Below are 23,353 nucleotides of genomic sequence, written 5' to 3'. Positions count from 1 at the left end.
TCGTGACACAGACATGGGCTCCCGAACGGGCGCCCAGGGCTTTTCCAACCTTGGGGTTTACCAGCATGACTCATCGTATGCACGGGCGTCCGCGCCTATCGCTTCTCTGCCTGGCGCTTGCCGCCGCCTTGCCGGCCATGGCGCATGCCCAGTCGGGCCCGGCGGCCGACGATGGCGATAACGACACCAAACCGAAGAAGGCCACGACACTCGATGCGGTGAACGTGCAGGGGCAGGCTGTCTCGGACTACACGACCGACCAGTCGGCGGCCACGACGCGCCTTCCGCTGACCCTACAGGACACGCCGCAGTCGATCAGCGTGTTTACCGAGCAGCGGATCAAGGACCAGAACCTGACCAACCTGCGCGCGGTGCTGGATAACACCACCGGCGTCTTCTCCACGGCATACGACTCCGAGCGCGTGGTGTTCTGGTCGCGCGGTTTCCAGGTCGAGAACATGTCGTACGACGGCGTGCCGATCGCGTCGAGCCTGAACATCAGCTCCGCCGACTCGTCGCTCGACCCCTCCATTTTCGAACGTATCGAGATCATCCGCGGTGCCACGGGCCTGCTCAGCGGCGCGGGCAGCCCGTCGGCCAACATCAACTTCGTGCGCAAGCACGCGGATAGCCGCACCCCGGAAGCCGATGTCTCGGTGAGCTACGGCTCGTGGAACACCCAGCGCGAGACGGTGGATGCGTCGACGCCGCTGAACGCCTCGGGCAGCATCCGCGGCCGTTTCGTCGCCGCGCATGAGGAGGGCGATTCGTACATCGACCGCTACCACAACCAGAAGAACGTGGCTTATGGCGTCATCGACGCCGACCTCGACGACAACACCACGCTGAGCGTGGGCTACGACTGGCAGAAGACGCGTCCGACCGGCGTGACGTGGGGCTCGTATCCGGTGCTGTTCCAGGATGGCGGCTTCATCCAGTGGCCCCGTGGATTCTCGTCGGCCGCCGACTGGACCCATTGGAACAACACCACGCAGACGGCGTTCGCTGACCTGAAGCACAGCTTCGACAACGGCTGGCAGATCCACGCGCTGGCGAGCCACCGCAAGACCGATGCCGACTCGTCGCTGTTCTACGTGTTCGGCGCGCCCGACCGCGAAACGGGCGAGGGCATGATCCCGTACGCGTACAAGAGCTTCCAGCGCGGCAGCCAGAACAACGTCGACCTGTTCGCGTCCGGCCCGTTCCAGGCCTGGGGCCGCGAGCACGAGCTTGTCGTGGGCGTGAGCGATTCCCACTACCGCACCGACTACTTCGAGTACCCGCACGGCGATTTCCTGCCGGACATCGGGAACTTCCTCGATTGGAATGGCAGCTACCCGTATCCCGACTTCTCGTCGACCGCAAATCGCGTCTCGATCTCGCGGACGGAGCAGAGCGGCGCCTATGCCGCGGCGCGCCTGCAGCTCGCCGACCCGCTGAAGCTCGTGGTCGGTGCCCGCTATTCGCGCTGGAAGAACGACACCAACGACAGTACCGCCGGCATCTACCACGAGACGGCCAGCAAGACGATTCCGTATGCAGGCCTGATCTACGACATCACGCCGAACTACTCGGCCTTCGCAAGCTACACGCAGATCTTCGATCCGCAGAACAACCGCAAGCAGGACGGTAGCTTCCTCGAGCCCGTGCTGGGCACGAGCCGCGAAGTCGGTATCAAGGGCCGCCATTTCGATGGCGCGCTGAATACGTCGCTGGTGTTCTTCGAAACGAAGCAGGACCACGTGGCCGACGCGCTGCCGGGCGTCTACCTGCCGGACGGCATCACCCAGGCCTATCGTTCGGTGGATGGCACGAAGTCGCGTGGTTATGAATTCGAGGCATCCGGCTCGCTCTCGAGCAACTGGAACGGTACGTTCGGCTGGTCGCACTTCAACGTGAAGGCGCCTGAGGGCGGCGCGCTGCGGCCGTCTCTGCCGCGCACGCTGGTGCGCGTGTTCACCACCTATACGCTGCCGGGTGAGTGGAGCGGCCTGACCGTCGGTGGCGGCGTGAACTGGCAGGGGCCCTCGAAGGCGGATATCGACGACGGCTACGGCGTGGTGCGCTTGTACCAGTCCTCGCAGACGCTCGTGAACGCCATGGCCCGCTATGCGTTCAACGACCACGCATCGGTCCAGCTCAACGGCGAGAACCTGCTCAACCGCAAGTACTTCGTGCTGGATGACTTCAGCAACCTGTACTACGCACCGGGCGCGACCTGGACGGCATCGTTCAACTACAAGTTCTTCTAACGCCGTTGTGGGAGCGCGCTTGCGCGCGATGGGCCTTGCGGCGAGCACCCATCGCGCGCAAGCGCGCTCCCACAAAATCCGTTTGTCGCGCTAAACTGACAAACACATCACGAGGCCTCCGCGTTCCCTTGATCGCATGGCGGCGATGCTCCGTGCGTGGAGGGGTCGTGATGCCTGAGCGAAAGCCATTCTTCAAGCCGCTGATGCACTCGACCGTCGATGGTTTCAGCGATGACGAGCTGATGACCCGCGCGGCGGCGCTCGCGTTCTATGCCGCGTTGTCCATCGCGCCCATGCTCCTTCTGTTGGTGTGGACGCTGTCGCTATTGAACCCCGACCTGGAAGCGCAGCTCACCGATGCGCTGCAGACGGTGCTGGGCCAGAAGGCGGCCGGCGCCCTGGCTTCCGTGATCGAGAGTGCGCACGAGCATCCGCGGCTGGGCCATGTTGCCGGGATCATCGGCATTGGCGTGACCTTGTTCAGTGCTTCCGCGGTGTTCGCACAGCTGCAGGGCACGTTGAACCGCGTGTGGCGGGTGAAGCCGAAACCCGGGGAGGCCGTCGGAGCCTGGTTGCGGGCGAGGGGACGTGCGTTCGCCCTGCTGGGAGGTATCGCCTTTCTGCTCATCGTGTCCTTCGTGGTCAGTGCGCTGATCCAGGGGCTGTTCCCCAAGGACAGCGCGGTCTGGACGGGCGTGAAGTACGTCGTCTCGGTCTTCGTGTTCGCCGTGGCCTTCGCCCTGATGTTCCGCGTACTTCCCGATGCGATGATCGACTGGAGTGATGCCGTGCTGGGCGCCGTGCTCACCACCGCGCTCTTCCTTGCCGGTGAGTTCGTCATCGGGATCTACGTGACGCACAGCGACGTCGGTGGTGCTTATGGGCCGGCGGGTGCGTTCGTGGTGTTGCTGACGTGGACCTACTACTCATCGATCATCGTCCTGCTCGGTGCCGAGCTGACGCGTGGCATGGCCGACGCGCGCGGGAAGCCGATCCGCCCGAATGCGCATGCCGTGGAGATCGCATCGGCACCGGCCGAGGTGGGGCAACCGGGTGAGGTGGGGCGGCCTCCGGCGCAGCGCAGCCGGGACGGAAGGAGGCGCGCGCCGGGGCTCGCGGCGGGTGCAGCGTTTGCCGCCGCCGGCATCCTGCTGGGTGTTGTGGCGGGCCGTAGCGCGGCAAGGCGGCGAAGCCGTTAGTCCGGACGCAACGACATCATCGGGCCATGACCTCATGACGACCCGCCGTATACGCCCCGGCGCGCACGGTCAGGCGCTAACCAAAGCCGGGGTCAGCCATGGTCAGCAAAGCGAAGCCAGTAACGGGGGCGGCACGTGACAGCCGCGGGAACGGTGATGAGCTCCACCAGGACGCAGGCGGAACGCATCCCGCCCTGACGACGAACCAGGGCGTCACGGTCAGCGATAACCAGAACTCGCTGAAGATCGCCGAACGCGGTCCCACGCTGCTTGAGGATTTCATCCTCCGCGAGAAGATCACCCATTTCGACCACGAGCGGATTCCCGAGCGCATCGTGCATGCCCGCGGCACGGCGGCACATGGCTTCTTCGAGCTGACCGCGTCCCTTTCGAAGTACACGACGGCGCGTGTGTTGACGGAAGTCGGCGAGCGCACGCCGGTCTTCACGCGCTTCTCGACGGTGGCAGGTGGCGCCGGATCGGTCGATACCCCGCGCGATGTCCGCGGCTTCGCGGTGAAGCTGTATACGAAGGAGGGCAACTGGGATCTGGTCGGCAACAACATCCCGGTGTTCTTCATCCAGGATGCGCTTAAATTCCCGGATCTCGTGCATGCGGTGAAAATGGAGCCCGACCGCGGCTTCCCCCAGGCTGCGAGCGCGCACGATACGTTCTGGGACTTCATCTCGCTGACGCCCGAGTCACTCCACATGATCATGTGGGCGATGTCGGACCGGGCCATCCCGCGTTCGCTACGCATGATCGAAGGCTTCGGCGTTCACTCGTTCCGCCTGATCAACGCCAAGGGCCAGAGCACATTCGTGAAATTCCACTGGCGGCCGAAGCTGGGCCTGCAATCCACCGTGTGGGATGAGGCGGTCAAGCTCGCCGGTGCCGATCCGGACTTCCACCGGCGGGATTTCTTCGAGGCGATCCAGGCCGGCAACTTCCCGGAGTGGGAGCTGGGCGTCCAGCTCTTCACGGAAGAGCAGGCCGCCGCGTTCCCGTTCGATCACCTCGATGCCACCAAGCTGATCCCGGAAGAGATGGTGCCGTTGAAGATCATCGGGCGCATGGTGCTGGACCGTTGGCCGGATAACTTCTTCGCTGAGACGGAGCAGGTCGCGTTCTGCCCCTCGCACCTCGTTCCCGGCCTGGACTTCAGCAACGATCCGCTGTTGCAGGGGCGGCTGTTCTCATACCTCGATACGCAGTTGTCCCGCCTGGGTTCGCCGAATTTCCACCAGTTGCCGATCAACGCGCCCAAGTGTCCGTTCGCCAACCAGCAGCGCGACGGCCACATGCAGCAGCAGGTGCCCAAGGGCCGGGTGGCTTACGAGCCGAGCTCGTTGCAGGCGGATTCGCCCCGTGAGGATGCGAAGCGCGGCTTCCGTTCCGCCGCGGTGGAGGAGCAGGGCGTTCGCGGTCGGGTGAGGGCGGAAACCTTCGCCGACCACTACAGCCAGGCCCGGCTGTTCTATATCAGCCAGACGCCGTACGAGCAGGCGCACATGGCTTCCGCGCTCGTGTTCGAGCTCTCCAAGGTCGAGACCTTGCACGTGCGCGAAGCGATCGTCGGCCACCTGCGCCATATCGATGAGGGTCTGGCGAAGCGCGTGGCGACGGGGTTGGCCCTGGACAAGCTGCCGCCCGCGCCGAAGGCAAAGGCGCCGGTCGTGGAGATGAAGCCGTCGCCCGCCTTGCAGATCATCGGCAAGATGAAGCGGACGCTTGAAGGCCGGGTAGTCGGCATCCTGGTCAATGATGGATCCGATGCGAAGGCGCTTGCCGCGCTAAAGACCGCGGTAACCGCCGCGGGTGCGACGGTGAAGATCGTTGCCCCGAAGGTGGGCGGTGCCAAGCTCTCGGACGGGAAGAAGCTGGCTGCGGACGGTCAGCTCGCCGGTACGCCATCCATCAACTTCGATGCCGTGGCCGTCGTGCTCAGTGCGGCCGGCGCGGATCAGTTGAAGAAGGAAGCCGCGGCGGTGGATTTCGTCCGTGATGCGTTCGGCCACCTGAAGGCGATCGCGGTGGATGACGGCGGCCGGGCGCTGTTTGAAGCGGCCGGGCTCGCTGCCGATGAGGGCGTGGTAGCCGCCAGCGATGCCCGTGGGTTTGTGGAAGGCGCCAAAGGCCGCTTCTTCGATCGCGAGCCGAACGTCCGGATCCTCGCCTGAAGGATCCGTGGTGTCGATGCGCCCGATCTATTTCGGGCGCTTCGACGTCGTGGGGGCGAGCAGGCGCTGCAAGCCCCCTTCGGCGACCTCGGCGAACTTCGTCGGGTCGCCGAACGCGCGGGCGGTGAGCATCGCGCCATAGACGATCGACAGGAAAGCTTCCGCTTCGACGCTGGCGGCCGACCGTAATGTGAGCACCCCCAGTTGCGCGCCGCGGGTCAGGATCGTCTCCAGCCAGCGTGACAGGTCACGGAAGTGCAGGCGGACAGCTGCGGCCAGGTTTTCCGGCAGCGAGGGCAGCTCCGCGGCAAGCATGCCGGCGACGCAGAACGGTGCCGTGGCGTCGGTGATGCACTTTTCCCAGTAGCCCACGTAGAACTTCAGCATCTGCACCGGATCGAAGTCGCCGGCGGCCAGCAGCTGGGCCTGGGCCAGGATGCCGGCGCGCGATTCTTCGACGACCGCGAGGGCCAGGTCGGCCTTGGCGGGGAAGTGGTGGTGGATGCTGGCCTTGCGTACCTGGACCTCTTCGGCGACGTCGGCGTAGCTGAAGCCGTTGTAGCCGCGGGTCTGGATCAGGTAGCGGGCTGAGTCGATTAGTTTTTGCTGGGTGGTCATGGGGGTTAGCCTACTACTTGGTAGGGATGGGGGCAACTTGGGCTTAGGGGGGGTGAGGGTTTCAGGGGGACGTTCTGCGTCATCGCGCGCAAGCGCGCTCCCACGGGGGGCTTGTTGATCGCCGTCGACCGGCGCCGGTCATTGACGAGTCACCTACCTACTAGTAGGCTGATCTCCCCTTTGATGGAAATCTGCCAATGCAAACGCTTCGTCAGTTCTATTTTCTTCGTGCGGGTGTCGCTTTCGCCTGGGTCGCGCTCGTGGTGATCCTGTCGCGGCTTGGGTTGCCGGCGGCGGTGGGGTATGGGCTGCTGGTGCTGTATCCGCTGTGGGATGCGCTGGCCAACGTGATCGATGTCCGGCATAGCGGCGGGCTGCGGGCTAACCCGGGGCAGCAGTTCAACGCAGCAGTGAGTCTCGCGACGGCAGTGGCGCTGGTGGTGGCGCTGGTGCTCGCGGGGAACAAGGGCGCCTTGTTCGTGTTCGGGATCTGGGCCCTGCTGTCGGGTGTGCTGCAGCTGGCGGTGGGTATCCAGCGCCGCAAGATCGGCGGGCAGGCTTTCATGATGATCAGCGGCGCGCAGTCGGCGCTGGCGGGCGTCCTCATGGGGATCCGCGCGTTCGGCGAGCCGCGCAGCATCGCCGAACTTGCCCCGTATGCCGCGTTTGGCGGCCTGTACTTCCTGCTCTCCGCGCTGCGGCTCACCTTCCGCAAGCCGGCGGTGGAGCCGTACGGGCGGGCGGCTCAGTAAGCGGCGCTTACTGCAGGACGAACATCTCGATAGCGCGCGCGACGCCGTCTTCCGCGTTGGTGGCTGTTTCGTAACGGGCGGTCGCTTTCACTGCGGGGATGGCGTTGCCCATCGCCACGCTGGTGCCGGCGAATTCGAGCATGGCGATGTCGTTCTCGTGATCGCCCAGGGCCATGACGCTGTCCCGGTGGATGCCCAGCTGGTTCGCCAGCTTCTGCAGGCTGGGGCCCTTGCCGGCGCGCTTGTCGAAGATGTCGAGGAAGGTGGCGGAGCTCTTTAGCGTCGCGAAGCGCGCGGTCATTTCCGTGGGCAGGCGTGCGATCGCCGCATCGAGCACGTCGGCCTGGTCGATCATCATGAGCTTGGGGAAGCGCAGGCCCTGCGGCATCTCCCTCACCGGGCGGTAGCTGATCGGCGTATGGGTCAGATGCGAATCGGCGACGGTGTAGACGCTGATATCGCGATCCGGCGTATACATCCGTTCGCCATCCAGGCCCTGGAAGTGCACGCCGAGCTCGCGCGCCACATCGGCGCAAAAGAGGTAGTCGTCCAGGTCAAGCGTGAACTCGACGACGCGCTCACCCGTGCCGATGTTCTGGACGACCGCGCCGTTGAAGGCGATGCAGTAGTCGTCTTTCCCGTGGATACCCAGCTCGGTCAGGTAGGGGACGAGGCCGGAGACCGGCCGGCCACTGGCCAGCACCACGCGGACGCCACGGTCGCGGGCCCGGCTTATCGCCTCTTTCACCCGCGGTGAGATCGTGTGGTTGGGGCTGAGGAGCGTGCCGTCCATATCAATGGCGATCAGCTCGATAGGGCGGCGTCGTGCGGTATCCATCGGTGTACGTTGACCTGGTTTACATGAGCGCTCCAATTGTACGACATTATGTAACTGTCACGTTCATGAAACCCTTACAAGCCGGCGGCTACCCTTCGACCGATGATCGACACCAACCTACGCGCGCGGCTCGATGCACTCATGGCGGCGGGTGGCCGACGCATCCTGGGCATCGCGGGCCTGCCTGGCTCGGGCAAGTCGACCCTGGCCGCCCAGGTCCTCGCAGCCTATGGCGATACCGCGGTGAACGTACCGATGGATGGTTTCCACCTGGCCAATGCGGAGCTGCAGAGGCTTGGCCGCGCCGTGCGAAAGGGCGCGCCGGATACGTTCGACGCCAGCGGCTATGTCGCCTTGCTACGCCGCCTTCGCGAGCCCATGGCCGGCGAGACGGTGTATGCGCCGGCGTTCCACCGCGAGATCGAAGAGCCCATCGCGGGTGAAATCGCCGTGCCGGCGGAGACGCGCCTGGTGATCACCGAGGGAAACTATCTCCTGATGGAAGAGGGGGCGTGGCGCGACGTCCGCCCGCTCCTGGATGAGGTGTGGTTCGTCGATGTGGATGACGAGCAACGCCTGAAGCAACTGCTGGAACGGCACATGCGCTTCGGTCGGTCGCGCGCGGATGCCTTGCACTGGATCGAAACCACCGACGAACCCAACGCCAGGCGCATCGCCGCCACGGCGCACCGCGCGGATGTCCGCGCGCGAACCCTTCCGATGGAGTCAGCATGAGTGTCGTGACCTCTTCTTCCACCGCCGTGGCCGGGGAGGCCGCGCCCAAGACCGCCCTGGTGGTGGGCATCGCCGTCATCGCGGCGCTCGGCGGGCTCCTGTTCGGTTATGACACGGGCGTGATCGGTGTCGCCCTGCTTGGCCTTGGTCGGCAATTCGCGCTCGATGACACCACCAAGCAGCTGGTGACGGGCGCCATCATTTTTGGCGCGCTGTTTGGCTGCCTCGCGACCGGCCCGTTCTCGGACCGGTTGGGCCGCCGCCGCATGGTGATCTTCGTCGGCGTGCTTTTCGCCGTGGGCTCCATCGCATCCGCGTTCGCCCCGTCGGTGGGCTGGCTCATCGCCGCACGCTTCGTGCTCGGGCTTTCCGCCGGCAGCTCCACCCAGATCATCCCCGTGTATATCGCCGAGGTCTCGCCATCGAAGCATCGCGGCAAGATGGTGACGCTGTTCCAGTTCATGGTGGTGTTCGGTATCACTGTTGCGTATTTCACCGGCTTCGTCCTCGGTGAGCACTGGCGCTGGATGTTCGGCCTGGGCGTCGTGCCCGCGATCGTGCTGCTGGGCGGCATGGCCTACCTGCCGGAGAGCCCACGCTGGCTCGTCGCGGAAAAGCGCATCGACGAGGCGATGAAAGTGCTTGAGCGCGTGCGTGGCAGCGCCGCTGCGGCGCGCGCGGAGATCGCTGAAATCGAGACCGTGGCCGAGCAGGAGCCCACCAGCAGTTGGCGGGATATCGCCAAGCCGTGGATCCGCCCCGCCGTCATCGTCGGCGCTGGTATCTCCATGTTCTCGCAGATCACCGGCAACAACGCGCTGATCTACTACGCGCCCACGATCCTCACCAAGGCCGGATTCTCCGATGAGGCCGCTGTGCTCGGCACCGGTGCCAGCACGGTGCTCGTCGTGGTCATGACCGTGATCGGCAGCTTCCTGGTCGACAAGATCGGCCGTCGCACGTACCTGCTGTGGATGATCCCGGGCTCGATCGTGGCCCTGATCGTCATGGGCTTCATGTTCCAGGGTGCCGGCCCGCAGAACGACTTCAGCCGCTGGCTGGCCGTGGGCTGCCTGGCCGCTTACATGATGTTGAACTGCGGCAGCTTCGGCATCTGCATCTGGCTGATCAACTCCGAGGTCTACCCGCTGTTCGTGCGCGGCAAGGGCGCGAGCATCGGCGCCTTCAGCCACTGGACCTTCGACCTGCTCGTGACCCTGACCACGCTGTCGCTGGTCACCTGGCTCGGGGCCACGCATACATTCTGGCTGTATGCGGTGATCTCGGTGTTCGCCCTGGCTTTCGTCTACTACCTGGTGCCCGAAACCGCCGGCAAGAGCCTGGAAGAGATCGAACACGAACTGCGCGAGCACCGTTTCTATCCGTTCCAGAAGAAGCGGCTGGAACACCAGCGCTCCTAAGGACTGTCGTTCCCCGGAACGGCCACCAGCGCCCGTGCGCTGGTGGCCGTTTTGTTTAGCTCTTGATGAACTCGAGGATGTCCTTGTTGAGTTCGTCGGCGTGCACGGTGAGCATGCCGTGCGGGTAGCCCTTGTAGATCTTGAGCTTGGCGCCGGGGACCAGCTTGGCCGACAGCACGCCCGCATCCTGGTAGGGCACGATCTGGTCGTCATCGCCATGCAGGACGAGAGTCGGCACCTTGATCTTCTTCAGGTCTTCGGTGAAGTCGGTTTCCGAGAAGGCCTTGATGCAGTCGTAGTGGGCCTGGATGCCGCCGTTCATGCCTTGGCGCCACCAGTTGTCGACCACGCCTTCGATGGTCTTCACGCCGGGGCGGTTGAAGCCGTAGAAGGGCAGCGGCACTTCGCGATAGAACTGCGCGCGGTTCGCGGCGAGCTGCTTTCGCAGGCCATCGAACACCGAGATATCCAGGCCGCCGGGGTTCGAGGCGGACTTGACCATCACCGGCGGCACGGCGCTCACGAGGATCATCTTGGCGACGCGGCCTTCGCCGTGCTGCGCCACGTAGCGGGCGACTTCGCCACCGCCGGTGGAATGGCCGATGTGGACGGCGTTCTTCAGGTTGAGGTGCTGGACCAGCTCGGCGACATCGGACGCATAGGTGTCCATCTCGTTGCCGGTCGAGGTCTGGGTCGAGCGGCCATGGCCACGGCGATCGTGGGCGATGACGCGGTAGCCCTGCGACAGGAAGAACCACAGCTGGGCATCCCAGTCGTCGGCGGACAGGGGCCAGCCGTGATGGAACATGATCGGCTGGCCGGTGCCCCAATCCTTGTAGTAGATCTGCACGCCTTCTTTCGTGGTGAAGATGGCCGATTCGGCGTTCTTCTTGCCGGCACCGCCCTTGGCGGGCGCCGCGGCAGCCGCGTTGGCGGACTCGGCCGTCAGCGCGCCGGCCGCGACCATGGCCCCGGCGGCCAGGCCAGCGGTGGCGACGAACTTGCGGCGGGGGGCGTCATGCGACGCGGTCTTGTCGTCCGGGTGTTTCATGGGTCATCTCCCTGGTAGGTGACGCCAATATCCGCGACGACGCTGGTTTCGAATTGAAAGGAACTGCGGGGATCGTGTGGATTTCACACTTTTTTTGGAACCTTGGGCTCATCGCCGGCCTGGGGCTTCCATGCATCGCCGGCCGCGTCGGTGGCGAGGCCCATGAACCGGTCGATGGCGCAGGTCGGCGTGCCGCCACAGGCGGCAAGGGGTAGCACCTTGTGCGCGATGGCGGTTCCGGCCGAGAGGTCGCCCGCCCGGAGTGCGGCCAGGGTCGGCATGGCGACGGAGAGGCGGACGGCCTTTCCGCGGGGTGTCTGCACGAGGTCGTAAATGAGCGCGCCGCCGGGCGGGAAGTCATCGCCGCGCGTCGCGTCGTGCCAGTCGAGGCCCAGGAGGCCGGCCTGCGCGGCGAGGTCGGTGTCGTGACCGATGAGGACGAGTACGCGCGTCGTTGCCGGTGCGAGCGGGTCGGCGGCAGGGGTCTTGCCAGCCGCCGTCGCCAGCGTCGCCGCGATGTGCTCGAGCATGTTCCCGCCGCGTCCACGCGACGCACCCGGCGTGGCGTGTGCGAGATGGAACGAATCGTTGTGCAGGGTGATGATCCGGGCGACGCCGGCCGCATCGAGCCGCCCCCAGCCGTAGTCGCTGGCGGGCATGCCCTGGACGTAGGCAAGCATGATGTTCTCGGCGAGCGACCCGGCGGTCTTCAGTGCTTTCGCCATGTCGCCGCCAAGCAGGACCTGCTTGCTGTCCGTCCTCGCCTTCGCGAGGCAAGCCTCGTCGTGGCAACCGAGCAGGACCTGCTGGAGCTCGGCCAGCGTGCGCCGCGTGTTCTCACTGATCGCCGCAGCGTCGATCCCCGCTTTCTCGTCGTCATCCCCGTCACCTGTGCCGCGGAACAACGGATCGTCCTGGCCGGCGGGAAAGGCTTTGTACGTCGCGGCACATTGCGGTGAAAGGCCCTGCAGCAACGCTTCGGCACTCGCCCGGTTGCGCGGCGTGCTGTCGGCGATGACCTGGAGCGCGCCGCCACACGCGTCGCCGGGAAGGCCGGCGGCGGCCAGGTCCTTGCCCATGCGCCGCCCGAGCGAATGCAACGTGTCGATGCCATGCGGAGTGAGCAGCCCGGGTGCCACAGGCCATGCGGGCCAGGGATCCGCGGCGTATTTCGCGAGGTCCGCCGGCGCCTTGGTCGGCGAGCGGATGGCATGCCGGATCAGGATCACCCGCTGCAGTACCTGCTCATGCCCCGCGGTCTCGCCAGCGACGACCGGCGTCGCCACCAGCACGAGGAGAGCACACAGCCGTGCCATGCGTGTTTTCATGCCGGCATCCCTCAGAGCTTCAGCGAAAGGTCGAGGAACACGCCGCGCCCGGGGAGGCCCCAGTATAGCGCATCGCCACTCACGCTCTGCGTGCCGGCGTAGCCGATCAGCTTGTGCACGTTGAATACGTTGTTGACGTCCATGCTGACCGACCAGCCCTTCCCGGTGGGTCCGCCGTCGGCGCTGCGGTAGCCGAAGGCCGCATCCGTGGAAACGTAACCGCCGAGGCGGTTGTCGTTGAGGAACACGGTGTTGCCGGCATCGTCCGTGGCGTTGTCGCTGCCGTACTGCTTGCCGATGAACTTGGTCATCAACGAGCCGTAGTAACCGAGCGGGCTGCTGTAGAGCAGGCCCAGCGCGGCCGTGACCTTGGGCGTGCCGGCGATCTGCGTGCTGCTGTTCTTGTACGTAGCCTTGTTGTACGTCGCGTTGCCATAGAGGCTGAGCGCCGGGGTCATGGCCCAGGTGCCTTCGACTTCCGCACCCTTGTAGATCGCACCGCCGGTGTTGAGGTAGGTGGACTCCTGGCCCTCCGGCGTATTCACCAGCGTGCTGGCGAGGTAGTTCTTGAAGTCGATGTAGTACACATCGGCGCCGAACGTGAGCTGGCGATCGGCATACGCCGTTCCGACCTGGTAGTTCATCGTCGTCTCGGGGTCCAGCTTCTTCGATCCCACGAGTTCAATCACGTCGATCGGCGGCGCGAGGAAGCCCTTGGCCACCTGCGCATAGCCGGTCCACTGGTCGCTGAAGCTGTCTTGCAGGCTCAGCGAGAGCAGGGCGGCGTTGTAGTTCGCGGAGTTGTACTGCGAAACCTGCGCGTTCTCCTTGCTGATCGGCGCATTCATCTGGCGGGTGACGGTGCTGTAGCGCACGCCGGGGCTCAGGGTCAGTGCATCGGTCAACGCCCAGTCGTACTGCACGTAGGGCTGGAACGTATCGGTACGGTCGCGCAGGATGTAGTTGTATTGCGAACCGTACTTCGTGCCGGTCTTCGTGCCCGTCGTCAGGTCCAGCGGATACTGGTATCGCGCATCCTGGTTGCGCTCCAGCCACGCACCCGTCTGTAGCTCGCCGGGGCCAAGCTCGCGCTCGAAGCGCAGCACGTCACCGAACGAATGGAAACCTGAGCTGGCGAGCTTGCCCGGCACATCGTTCTTCAGCGTCGAAACCTTCTTGCCTGCGGCGTTGTACAGCGTGACGCCGTTGTCGGCCGGGTTGTTGTCCGACGCATCGGCCGTCTTGCGGGCCCAGTGGTCGAAGCTGTTGTAGTAAGCCTTGTTGTCGACGCTCCACTCGCCGAGGCGGGTGCTCAGGCCCACGTAGGTGAAGCTCGAATAGTAGGCCGCGTTGTTATAGCCCTTGTAGCTCTGCAGGGCAGGATCGTTGCCCAGGCCATAGCGCCAGCCGAACTCATCGATTTCCTGCTTCGTTGCACCTTGCACCGTGTTCTGGTGCTCGCGGTTATAGCTGCTGACGAAGGTCAGCGTCGTATCCGGCGAGAGTGTCGTGATGGTCTTGATGAAGGCGTGCTCGCGCTTGTCGTCGGTACCCTTCAGGTAGGTGTCGCTCTTTTCCTTCGACAGATCGGCGAAGACGCGGGTGTTACCGAGCGTCTCATCCGCGCTCACGCCGCCGGCGAACGTGTTCCAGCTGCCCAGCGTGGTGTAGAGCGTCACGCCATCGACGCTGGCAGGGTCGCGGGAGCGCAGGCCTACCGTGCCGCCAAACGTCGCGTTACCGACCGTGGAACCACCGCCTGGTCCACGGTCGATCTCCGCCTGGCCAAGCACGTGGTTGTTGAAGTACGCAGACGTCGTGTGGTGCAGGTCGCTGGCATCGCCGAACGGGATGCCGTCGAACGTGATGTTGAACTGGCCATCCTGGAAGCCGCGGATGCTGATGCCTTCGTTCTTGCCCATGCCCGGGCCTTCCGGCGAGGTCACCGTGACGCTGGGCGCGTACTTGATGATGTCGTCGAAGTTCGAGTTGAAGCGCAGGCCATCACGGATGAAGCGCTCATCGATCACCGATGTGGGCTGGGTTGCCTCGAGCGGCGGCGCGCTTGGTGCCAGCGTGTCGACGGTGTTGGCCTGCACGCTTACCGGGGCGAGGTCGCGCGGGGCACCGTCATTTTCGAGGATGGGCGGGAGCTTGCCTTCCGCGCGGCTGGATGCCGCGGTGCTTTTGTCAGCGTTGCTGGCCGGCACCAGGGTCACCGTGCTTGCGGTGACGAACCGGTAGTCGAGCCCGGTGCCCTCGAGCAGCGTGTGCAACTGGCCTTTCGGTTCCAGTCCGCCGGGCACGGCCTTGCTGCGCAGCGCATGCACGGCCTCCGGGGTGTACACCACCTGCAGGCCGGTCTGGCGCGCAAAGGTATCGAGCGCCTGGTCCAGCGGCATCGCGGCAATCGGTGCCTCGTTGGCCGCCTGGGCAGCGATAGCGGAGAGCGGAAGGGTGCCGAGCAGCAGGGCGAGGTGGAACGCGAGCTTGTTGCGCATGGAAGGGACTCGTGAAGGGAGATGGGCGCATCGGTTGCGCATGACATCTACGAGTCGGCGGTACCGCGGTCGGGTACCGCTATTTTCGTGAATCTTTTCTTACAGCCGGGTGGGGTGCGTGGATGCGGGCTTGCGCGTCACGTGCAAGCCATCGCTTTCGCGGCGCACCTGCACGCCGGGGAGCGTCTGCAGGTAGGCGACGAAACCCGCCGGATCGTGCCCGTGGAAGCGGCCGCTGATACGCGTGCCGGCGATCGCTTCGTCCTCGATCACGAACGGCGCCTGGCCGTAGGCGTTGAAGCGCCGGGCGACGTCCGCGATCGGTGCGTCGTGGAAATCGATTTCCGCAGGAAGCCAGGCGAGATCCTTCGACACATCGATGCCCGGCGCAAGCTCCGTCAGGCCACCATGCTCGTCCAGCGTCGCGCGCTGGCCGCCTTTCAGCTGGGTGACCATGCGCTGCGGCGCGGCTTCGGTCTGCCAGGGCCACGATGCGTCCTGGGCCATCACATCGACCTGGCCACTGAGCACGGTGACGTCACCACCATCGTCCTTCGAGCTGACCTGGAATACCGTGCCGATGTCGCGCAACACGGTCCGACCCAGGGTGACGCTCAGGGGTGCCGCGTTGGCATGGCCGACGTCGATCAGCATGGTACCGGCGACCACCGCGATGTCGCGCTTCCCTGCACTGAAGTTGACCCGGATGGCGCTGCCCCGATCAAGCTGGACGCGGCTCCCATCCTCGAGCTCGAGACTACGCGTGGCGCCAGTTGGTGCGGCATACACGATGCCAGCGGGTGGCGCCTCGTTGCGCGGCCATACGACCGCACCGGCCAGCAGGATCACAGCCATTGCGCCCGCAGACCAGAGCCACCGCCGCTTGCTGCGCCGAACGCCCTCACGCCCCCCTGTGGGAGCGCGCTTGCGCGCGATACGCTCCCGCGCGACACCCGCCGAACGCGCAGGAAACGGAACCACCGCAGGCTCATCCCCAGCAAGCGCGACCAGCGCCTCGGCATCCAGCGTTTCACGCCCGGCCGCCTCACGCACTTCCTGGTCCCACTGCATGATCGCCATGTACTCACCGACATGCGCCGGCGAATGCCGCAGCCACGCCATGAACGCCACGCGCGACGGCTCATCCAACCCTTCGCGATTGGCGATCATCCACTGCGCCGCTTCCTCGGTGATACGCCGTGCCGCGGCGTTACGGATCTCGTCATGCATAACGACCCATCCCTTGCCGGCAGGCAGCCAGTCCCTTGACGATGTACTTCTTCACCATGTGAACCGAGATTTCCAGCTGGTCGGCGATGTCCCGGTAGCTCAGGTCATCGCGGTAATGCAGCACCAGGACCGCGCGGCATTTCGGCGAAAGGCGCGCCATGATTTCGTGCAGCCGCTTGCTGCGCACCTCGTGGTCGACGCCAGCGGCGGCCTGGCACGGCGTGGCCAGCTTCTCGATGACTTCTTCCAGCCCACCGTCCTCGCGCCCACCGGCTTGCCGGCCGCCTGCGCGCTGGCGGAGCAGGTTTGTCGCCACGGTGAACAGGTAGGCCTCGGGATTGCGAATCGAATCCGGATCCGCCGAAAGCAGCCGGAGATACGTTTCCTGCACCAGGTCCTGCGCGTCCCACGCATGCCCCGCACGCCGGTGGATATAGCGCTGCAGGGGGCCATCCTGCTCGAGCAGGACATGGGCTAAGCCAGCAGAGGGATCAGACATCGGGGTCCCTTGGGGCAGCCGCGAGGGCGGCAGGGCCGAAAAGGGCGGATGCTAGAAGCCGTTTATGACGTTGGCGTTACGTGGTTCGGCATGCGCATTTTCGTAGGGGGCGGGGATGCGGCGATAGGAACCGACGCGCCTACATGCCGATCGGTCATTCCCTACGTAGAGCCGGGCTGTGCGACTGATTCGATATTACGAACCAGTCGTTAGTATTAGCCATGCTAGTCGGTCGCCACACGGCGGTCGTTTCAATACTCGATGGAGAACTTGCATGGTGAACTACGTCAGGACACGCTCGAGAGACTCATTGCGAATTTCCGATCCCGAGATGAAGGACGTTCTCGATCGGATTGTGCACAACATTGTGAACGACCGCGAAGCCGCGACGGCATTTCTGCGCCGAGTAGGCGTTCTACCACCAATTGGGCCGCTGGAAGAACGATACTCATGACGGGACGCGCGCCGATATGTGGGAGGTATATCAACGCCGTCCAGGCATGCTGCTCGGATTTCACGGATGCGATCGGGACGTCGGTGAGGCCGTTCTCGCCGGTGACGCGACGCTGAACTTAAGCAACAACGATTACGACTGGCTTGGTCCGGGAATCTATTTCTGGGAGGGAAATCCGTTAAGGGCCATGGAGTTCGCGCGGAGGGCGGCCTCCGTCGACAGGCGTACGTCTTGCGGAGCGATACACGTCCCGTTCGTGGTCGGAGCCTTAATTGACCCGGGGCGCTGCTTCGACCTCCAAAACGGGGATGCTTTGGCCGAGTTGCTGTGCGCCTACGAGGTGGCGTCGGCCAGTGCGACCCGCAAGGGCGCACCATTACCAGAAAACAGCATTGGCATCGATCGCCGCTCGCGCAAGCTTGACTGTGCTGTGATTCGAACGATGCATGATCTGCGTGCGGCCGCGGGGTTACCAGGGTATAGCGTTGTCCGGGGCGCCTTCTGGGAAGGCGGCGAGCTTTATCCCGGAGCGGGCATATCATCGCAACAGCACGTTCAGATCGCAGTGGTCGACCCTAATTCCATTCTTGGTTACTTCCGACCTCTCTGTTCCGCTTCACAATGTGCCGATACGCATGTTGATGGGCCATCGGAACTCGCGGCGCTGCTCGGTTGAACCCCACGCGGCCGCGAAGTCGTCGGCGAACCGGTTGAGCAGGTCCTCGTTTCCAGCCTCGCGCGCCTTGCGTACGGCGGACCAGGTCGAGACGTAGCCCAGGGCCTCGGCGAAGGTCCAGTGGCGTTCGATGTAGAGCTGCGGCTTGTCGATTGGGCGGAACGGAAAGTCGATGGTGGCGTAACCACTGTCGACCAGTCCGCGTTCGGGCGGCCAATAGGGGCCGATCTGTTCGCTGTAGAACCGCTGATAGCAGACGTCGATCTCTGCGTCGAGTACGGGAACCCCGTAGCTGATGAGGGCGACGACGGCTCCCGGCACGCCGACACGTCGTGCTTCCGCATAGAACCCCGGCAGGTCGAACCAGTGGGCCGCCTGTGCCGCGGTGATGAGCGAAACGCTATGGTCGTCCAGCGGCAGCGCTTCAGCCGGTGCCGTCCTGTAGGTGACGTTCGGATGCGCTGCCGCGCTGGCGACCTGATCGTCGCTGGGGTCCAGGCCCATGACCCGGTCAAAATACGCCGCCAGTTGCGTGGTCAATTGCCCCGTGCCGCAACCGGCATCGACGGCAAGTATCCGTGAGGGCGATGCCTCAGCGAGGAAATGGGCCAGCGCCTCGGGGTAGTCGGGGCGATACAGCGCGTAAGCGTGGCCACCCTGGTTGAACCAGTTCCGGCGCGAATCACCGTTTGCCATGGTCCTGCCCCTCGTCGTCAGGCCGATGCCCGATTATGCGCGAAAGTCAGGGAGCGTGCGGGCGACGGGTGAATACGTGGGAGTGACCGCTCACCCACATGGCGATGTCCTTGAGCAAGTGCTGGGAAGGGAAGACGCGCCCGTAGAACACGAGCCACAGGGCAATGACGCCCATGCCGAGAAGCAGCGCATGCCAGGTTGGCAAGGCATCCGTGCGATTCAATCCGTGGATAAACCAGGTCGCGACGATCGCGCCGAGCAGCGCACCCATGATGACTTCGGAGACGCTGTGGACTTCAAGGGCGAGGCGTGACAACCCGACCAGCAGGCCAAGGCAGGCACCCGCCGCTATCGCAATCCACGCGAGCGGCCCGCGCACCTTCCGCACGAGGAGCGCTGCAAGGCTCGGCCACGTAAGCACGGAAAGCGCCGTGTGTCCGCTGATGCCGGTGTAGTCGAGCCCGGGCGGTCCGATGCCCCAGGCCATGAAGATCAGTTTGGAGAAGGCGACCGTGCCGCCGCAGGCGACTGCTGCGACGATCCATCGGATGGCATCGCGACGATGTGGCGCGATGGCGAGCACCAGGGTCAGCCACGCGATGAGCGGCAACAACAAGGCACTGTCGCCAAAACTGGTAATGGCGTGCCACATCACAAGGTACCGGTGATCGTGGCTATCATGGTGGCGCTACGCATCGTGCCTCGTTTTCTGTTTTTGGGAGTGTCGTGCCACACTCCTGCGCACGGGCCAGGATATTCCGGATCCGTTCCGACAAAGCCGGCCCGCTTTTGAGCATGTCTCTACGCTTATCGACAACAGCGTAAACAGCTGGCTCAAGTATCTCTAGTCGTAAGACGCGACGCCAGTCAGTTTTCAGTCCGGTTCGCTCGTGTACTGTCACCGGGACGTGCCGAGTGTGAAGGATGGTCATCACCCTTCAGTCAGTGCAGTCCAATGCGGGCCTTCCGTTTCAGTACGTTGACAGGCCCACCATTTCAACTTGCCGGACCGACCGCTGATTTTGCCTTGGCCTGATGCCCGACAACGCGCGCTGGGCGCGCTACGCCTCATTGCCCCTGCTGGCCTCGTTCTGGCGCTTTTCGCGCTAGCCGCGTGTTCGGCGGTTTCGAGCGGCAGCGTGGAGGCCATCCGTCTCGCCGTTCACGGAGAAACCGTGCATCCCACGGCGGAATCCGTCGCTGCTTCCCCGTATTTCCAGCTCCAGGCCAACGGCCCCGACGGCCAGGCGATCCTCATTCTCGGCAAGGTAGAGGACGGGAAGCTGGGTTGGTACGGGCAGGGCAATGACGCGATCTTCACGCGTGATGGCTTGCTGGTGAAGACCGTTGGCCTTCCTGAAAACCTCGACGCGACCGCCTTTAGCGGGACACCCGATCCGTTTGCGGCGGGCTTGCAGCACATCAGCGCGCCGCTCGCCTACACCCGCCGCATGGACTGGTCGCCGGGTTATCGCTACGGCGTGTCCATGCAGGCAACGCTGACGCCTGGGAACACGGATGACATCGATATCCTCGGCACCGTGCACCACCTCCGGCGTTATGACGAACACCTGAGCGGTCCCGCGGGTAGCTTCACGAACCGTTACTGGGCGGATCCTTCCGATGGATTCATCTGGAAGAGCCGCCAGTACGTGGCCCCCGGGTTCGCACTCGAACTGATCCAGTTGCGCCCGTACACGGGGAAAGCACCATGATGTGGCGCGCGCTCGTGGCCGCGTGGGTCGTCATGCTGGTAGCGCTCCCGGCCATGGCCCAGCAGCCATCGATGTCGGCGAGTGCGTCCGGTGAGGTGCGACAGGCGGGTTCGGCCGTCTATCCGTCCGGTGCACGGCTTTCGGACCTGGCGCTCGCAGCGCGGGTCAACCCGGATGCCTATATGGCCGGCGCGGCCTGGCTTCGCCCCTCGCTGAAGGAAGAGCAGGTGCGGCTGAAGGCCGGCGTGGTCTTTGAGCTCGGCGTGATCCGGATGGGCGCGCTTACCGATGGCAAGGAGGCCGTGGGTATTGCCGCGGCCGCCTTCCAGTCGTGGATCACGACGCTCCCGGTAACCGGCCGTCGCACCAGCGTGGTGCTCGATCCTGACGCTCTGGAGGTCTCGCCTGCCCATAACTGGCCGATCAAGGACGGTGATGCGCTGTTTTACCCGCGCCGGCCAGCCGGTATCCGCATCGTCGGCGCCGTCGACCGGCCCTGCAGCGTGCCGCAGGTCGCCCTGCAGGATGCGCGGCGGTATCTCGCGCAATGCACGGTCTCTGCTGCCGCGGACCGAGACATGCTCTTCATCATCCAGCCCGACGGCACCGTGTTCCCGCAGAACATCGCGGCATGGAACCGCGACCCGCCACGGATCCTCGCCCCCGGGGCGTGGATCTACGTGCCCTTCGACCGAAAGGCCATTGCCGCGTCGACTGACGGGCGCTTCAACGAAGATGTCGCTGCCTTCCTCTCGACCCAGCTGCTCGATACGGAGGGTGCACCTTGAGGCGCCGCCGGCTGGGCTGGAAGCGCCCGAACCTGCGTCGCGCGGCACTGCGCGGCTGCTGCACGGGCGTGGTCCTCTGGGCGGGTGGCGTCGCGAGCGTGCATGCCCAGGAGTACTACACGCAAAGCGATTTTGGCGGCGTGGGCCTGATGCAGACGCCGACGGCGCGCATGGCCCAGGAAGGCGAGTTCAGCTTCGTGCTGAGCCGGACCACGCCGTACACGAACTACAACGTCTCCATGCAGCCCATCCCCTGGCTGGAGGGCAGCTTCCGCTATACCAACGTGAGCAACCGCCTCTATGGCCCACGTTCGCTGAGCGGTAGCCAGACCTACAAGGACAAATCGATCGATGTGAAGGCGCGCATCTGGCAGGAGTCGCGCTGGCTCCCGGCGGTGGCCTTCGGCGTGCGCGACGTGGGCGGTACGGGCCTGTTCTCCAGCGAATACCTCGTCGCGAGCAAGCGGGCGGGGCGCTTCGATTTCAGCCTGGGCATGGCCTGGGGTTACATCGGCAACCGAGGCGACATCTCGAACCCGCTCAGCATCATCAGCGACCGCTTCAATGCGCGTCCGGCCAGTGGCACGGGCGCGACCGGTGCCCTCAGCATCAACAAGTTCCTGCGTGGCCGGCCGGGTATCTTCGGCGGCGTGGAATACCACTCGCCGTGGGACTGGCTGGTGCTCAAGGCGGAACTGGACGGCAACGACTACAAGCACCAGCCGCAGAACAACAACCAGCCGCAGCGCTGGCCGGTGAACCTGGGCGCGGTGTTCCGGGTGAACAAGAATGTCGACCTGACCCTGGGCTACGAGCGCGGGAACGTGGCGACCGCCGCGCTGAACCTGCACGCCAACCTGGCGACGCACGTGGGCCCCGAGAAGTCGTTCGATCCTCCGCCCGAACCCGTATCGTTCACGAGCACACCGGTCACGACCGTGCCGACCGGGCCGACACAGGGTACGGGCAAGGCGCCCGATGACCTGGCGTCCATGAGCCCACAGGCCATGGCTTCTGCGGGCGCGGGTGAAGGAGGCACAGACCGCCAGGCGCCCGCGCAGGTGGATTGGGCCCAGGTAGCGAAGACCCTGCGCACCAACGCAGGCATCAACGTCAGCAGCATCCGCCAGCGCGGCTCCGAACTGGTGATCCAGGGCGAGCAGGAGCGCTTCTTCTACACGGCGGAAGCCGCCGGCCGCGCTACCCGCGTCGTCGATAACCGCGTGGATGGCAGCATCGACTGGGTCACCGTGACCAGCCAGCGCAATGGTATGGACATCGTCGATACCAGCGTGCACCGGCCGCGTTTCATCGAACTGCTGAACCACGAGATCGACCTGCCCACGTTCCGCCGAAGCGTCGAGCAGGATCCGCCGACTGCACGCGAGGAAGAGGTGCTCTACCGGGCGCCGCTCAAGCGTTTCACGGGTGGCACCTCGATCGGCTACCAGCAGAATGTGGGTGGGCCTGACGCGTTCATCCTGTACCAGGTGTATGGCGCGGGCTATGCCACGTTCAACTTCAACCGCCACCTCTGGCTGGACGGCGTGCTGGCCGTCAACATCGCGAATAACTACGACAAGTTCCGCTACGACGCACCCAGTAACCTGCCGCGCGTCCGCACCGATGTGCGCAAGTACATTACCAGTTCGGACATCACCATGCCGAACTTCCAGCTCACCGGCACGAAGAAGCTGGGGCAGGATCTGTATGGCATGGCATACGCCGGCGCGTTGGAAAGCATGTATGCCGGCGCGGGCGGCGAGGTGCTGTATCGCCCGTTCGGCGAGAAGTGGGCGATTGGCGGCGACATCAACTGGGTGAAGCAGCGTGGGTTCGACCAGGACTTCTCGCTGCGCCGGTACCACGTGATCACCGGACAGGCGACGGGCTACCTCGACACCGGCTTCCACAATGTCACGCTGGCGGTCAGCGTGGGCCGGTACCTTGCGGGTGACTGGGGCAGCACGGTAGATGTCTCGCGTCAGTTCGCGAATGGCACGCGCATGGGGGCGTACTTCACGGTGACCAACAAGTCGGGCAATTCGGGTTATGGCGAAGGCAGCTTCGACAAGGGTATCTACGTATCCATCCCGTTCGATGCCTTGCTCCCGAACTCCTCGCGTAACCGCGCGACGCTGATGTGGCAGCCGCTGGTACGTGACGGCGGTGCACGCCTGAACAAGCGTTACACCCTGTATACGCTGACCAACGATCTCGATACCGATCTGTTCGACAAGAACCTGGGCAAGATCTCGCAGTAACCGACCGGCTCTGTTGTGGGAGCGGGGGGGGGGGGGCGGGGGGGGGGGGGGGGGCCCCACCCCCGCCCCCCCCCCCCCCCCCCAAAAAAATAATAAAATGGGGGGGTGAGTTAAACCGCCCCACGAATAAAAACGAGGTGCGGAAGGCGGCGCGGG

The 23,353-nt window shown here is 64.9% G+C and carries 19 protein-coding genes; 10 read left to right on the top strand and 9 right to left on the bottom strand.

The window, feature by feature from the left end; all coding sequences use genetic code 11:
* The first annotated feature begins 65 nt into the window (after positions 1-65).
* From ACZ6YI_RS10650 to ACZ6YI_RS10640, 3 genes are all read left to right on the top strand, one after another.
* Positions 66-2,252, top strand: coding sequence for a TonB-dependent siderophore receptor (locus ACZ6YI_RS10650; protein WP_465778611.1), 2,187 nt, complete (start codon positions 66-68; stop codon positions 2,250-2,252).
* A gap of 170 nt (positions 2,253-2,422) precedes the next feature.
* The gene (locus ACZ6YI_RS10645; RefSeq protein ID WP_465778610.1) at positions 2,423-3,451 is read left to right on the top strand and encodes a YihY/virulence factor BrkB family protein; all 1,029 of its coding nucleotides are present in this window, start codon (positions 2,423-2,425) and stop codon (positions 3,449-3,451) included.
* A gap of 98 nt (positions 3,452-3,549) precedes the next feature.
* Entirely contained in the window at positions 3,550-5,631 is a 2,082-nt protein-coding gene (locus ACZ6YI_RS10640) for a catalase (RefSeq protein WP_465778609.1), read from the top strand.
* 27 nt (positions 5,632-5,658) lie between these two features.
* Here ACZ6YI_RS10640 and ACZ6YI_RS10635 read toward each other — a convergent pair whose 3' ends face one another.
* Positions 5,659-6,249, bottom strand: a complete 591-nt coding sequence (locus ACZ6YI_RS10635; RefSeq protein ID WP_440326856.1) for a TetR/AcrR family transcriptional regulator — start codon at positions 6,247-6,249, stop codon at positions 5,659-5,661.
* A gap of 197 nt (positions 6,250-6,446) precedes the next feature.
* Between ACZ6YI_RS10635 and ACZ6YI_RS10630 the strand changes: the two genes are divergently transcribed.
* Positions 6,447-7,001 (top strand): hypothetical protein, encoded by a 555-nt coding sequence (locus ACZ6YI_RS10630; RefSeq protein WP_440326855.1) that lies wholly within the window; start codon positions 6,447-6,449, stop codon positions 6,999-7,001.
* A 7-nt stretch (positions 7,002-7,008) separates the two neighbouring features.
* Here ACZ6YI_RS10630 and yidA read toward each other — a convergent pair whose 3' ends face one another.
* A complete protein-coding gene (yidA, locus tag ACZ6YI_RS10625; RefSeq protein WP_465778608.1) occupies positions 7,009-7,839 on the bottom strand; it encodes a sugar-phosphatase in 831 nt (276 codons plus the stop codon).
* 102 nt (positions 7,840-7,941) lie between these two features.
* Here yidA and ACZ6YI_RS10620 point away from each other — a divergent pair, with 102 nt between their 5' ends.
* A complete protein-coding gene (locus ACZ6YI_RS10620; RefSeq protein WP_465778607.1) occupies positions 7,942-8,574 on the top strand; it encodes a nucleoside/nucleotide kinase family protein in 633 nt (210 codons plus the stop codon).
* Positions 8,571-9,995 carry a sugar porter family MFS transporter gene (locus tag ACZ6YI_RS10615; protein ID WP_465778606.1) on the top strand — a complete coding sequence of 475 codons (1,425 nt, stop codon included), beginning with the start codon at positions 8,571-8,573 and terminating at the stop codon, positions 9,993-9,995. The genes ACZ6YI_RS10620 and ACZ6YI_RS10615 overlap by 4 nt, the downstream gene beginning before the upstream one ends.
* A 55-nt stretch (positions 9,996-10,050) precedes the next feature.
* Here the strand turns inward: ACZ6YI_RS10615 and ACZ6YI_RS10610 are convergent, their stop codons facing one another.
* The 5 genes from ACZ6YI_RS10610 to ACZ6YI_RS10590 form a co-directional block, all read right to left on the bottom strand.
* Complete coding sequence (locus ACZ6YI_RS10610; RefSeq protein WP_465778785.1) at positions 10,051-10,962, bottom strand: alpha/beta fold hydrolase; 912 nt, start codon at positions 10,960-10,962, stop codon at positions 10,051-10,053.
* A gap of 167 nt (positions 10,963-11,129) precedes the next feature.
* A complete protein-coding gene (locus ACZ6YI_RS10605) occupies positions 11,130-12,374 on the bottom strand; it encodes a histidine-type phosphatase (RefSeq protein ID WP_465778605.1) in 1,245 nt (414 codons plus the stop codon).
* Positions 12,375-12,385: 11 nt separating this feature from the next.
* Entirely contained in the window at positions 12,386-14,875 is a 2,490-nt protein-coding gene (locus tag ACZ6YI_RS10600; protein ID WP_465778604.1) for a TonB-dependent receptor, read from the bottom strand.
* Positions 14,876-14,974: 99 nt separating this feature from the next.
* Positions 14,975-16,105, bottom strand: coding sequence for a FecR family protein (locus ACZ6YI_RS10595; RefSeq protein ID WP_465778603.1), 1,131 nt, complete (start codon positions 16,103-16,105; stop codon positions 14,975-14,977).
* Positions 16,098-16,604: an RNA polymerase sigma factor gene (locus ACZ6YI_RS10590; protein WP_465778602.1), complete on the bottom strand. Its 507-nt coding sequence runs from the start codon at positions 16,602-16,604 to the stop codon at positions 16,098-16,100. The genes ACZ6YI_RS10595 and ACZ6YI_RS10590 overlap by 8 nt, the downstream gene beginning before the upstream one ends.
* A 500-nt stretch (positions 16,605-17,104) precedes the next feature.
* Here ACZ6YI_RS10590 and ACZ6YI_RS10585 point away from each other — a divergent pair, with 500 nt between their 5' ends.
* Entirely contained in the window at positions 17,105-17,734 is a 630-nt protein-coding gene (locus tag ACZ6YI_RS10585; RefSeq protein ID WP_465778601.1) for a hypothetical protein, read from the top strand.
* Here ACZ6YI_RS10585 and ACZ6YI_RS10580 read toward each other — a convergent pair.
* Entirely contained in the window at positions 17,675-18,430 is a 756-nt protein-coding gene (locus tag ACZ6YI_RS10580) for a class I SAM-dependent methyltransferase (RefSeq protein ID WP_465778600.1), read from the bottom strand. The two genes, ACZ6YI_RS10585 and ACZ6YI_RS10580, sit on opposite strands and share 60 nt — an antisense overlap.
* A gap of 46 nt (positions 18,431-18,476) precedes the next feature.
* Positions 18,477-19,082 carry a phosphatase PAP2 family protein gene (locus ACZ6YI_RS10575; protein WP_465778599.1) on the bottom strand — a complete coding sequence of 202 codons (606 nt, stop codon included), beginning with the start codon at positions 19,080-19,082 and terminating at the stop codon, positions 18,477-18,479.
* A 487-nt stretch (positions 19,083-19,569) separates the two neighbouring features.
* Between ACZ6YI_RS10575 and ACZ6YI_RS10570 the strand changes: the two genes are divergently transcribed.
* The 3 genes from ACZ6YI_RS10570 to ACZ6YI_RS10560 are packed head-to-tail and all read left to right on the top strand — an operon-like array spanning position 19,570 to position 23,197.
* A complete protein-coding gene (locus ACZ6YI_RS10570; RefSeq protein ID WP_465778598.1) occupies positions 19,570-20,145 on the top strand; it encodes a YjbF family lipoprotein in 576 nt (191 codons plus the stop codon).
* Positions 20,142-20,933, top strand: a complete 792-nt coding sequence (locus ACZ6YI_RS10565) for a capsule biosynthesis GfcC family protein (protein WP_465778597.1) — start codon at positions 20,142-20,144, stop codon at positions 20,931-20,933. The genes ACZ6YI_RS10570 and ACZ6YI_RS10565 overlap by 4 nt, the downstream gene beginning before the upstream one ends.
* A complete protein-coding gene (locus ACZ6YI_RS10560; RefSeq protein ID WP_465778596.1) occupies positions 20,930-23,197 on the top strand; it encodes a YjbH domain-containing protein in 2,268 nt (755 codons plus the stop codon). Before ACZ6YI_RS10565 ends, ACZ6YI_RS10560 begins: the two co-directional genes overlap by 4 nt.
* Positions 23,198-23,353: the final 156 nt, after the last annotated feature.

The sequence above is a fragment of the Luteibacter sp. NPDC104163 genome, assembly GCF_055584245.1.
Note: the sequence above shows the minus strand (reverse complement) of the source record. Positions and strands in the feature narration are given on the sequence as shown.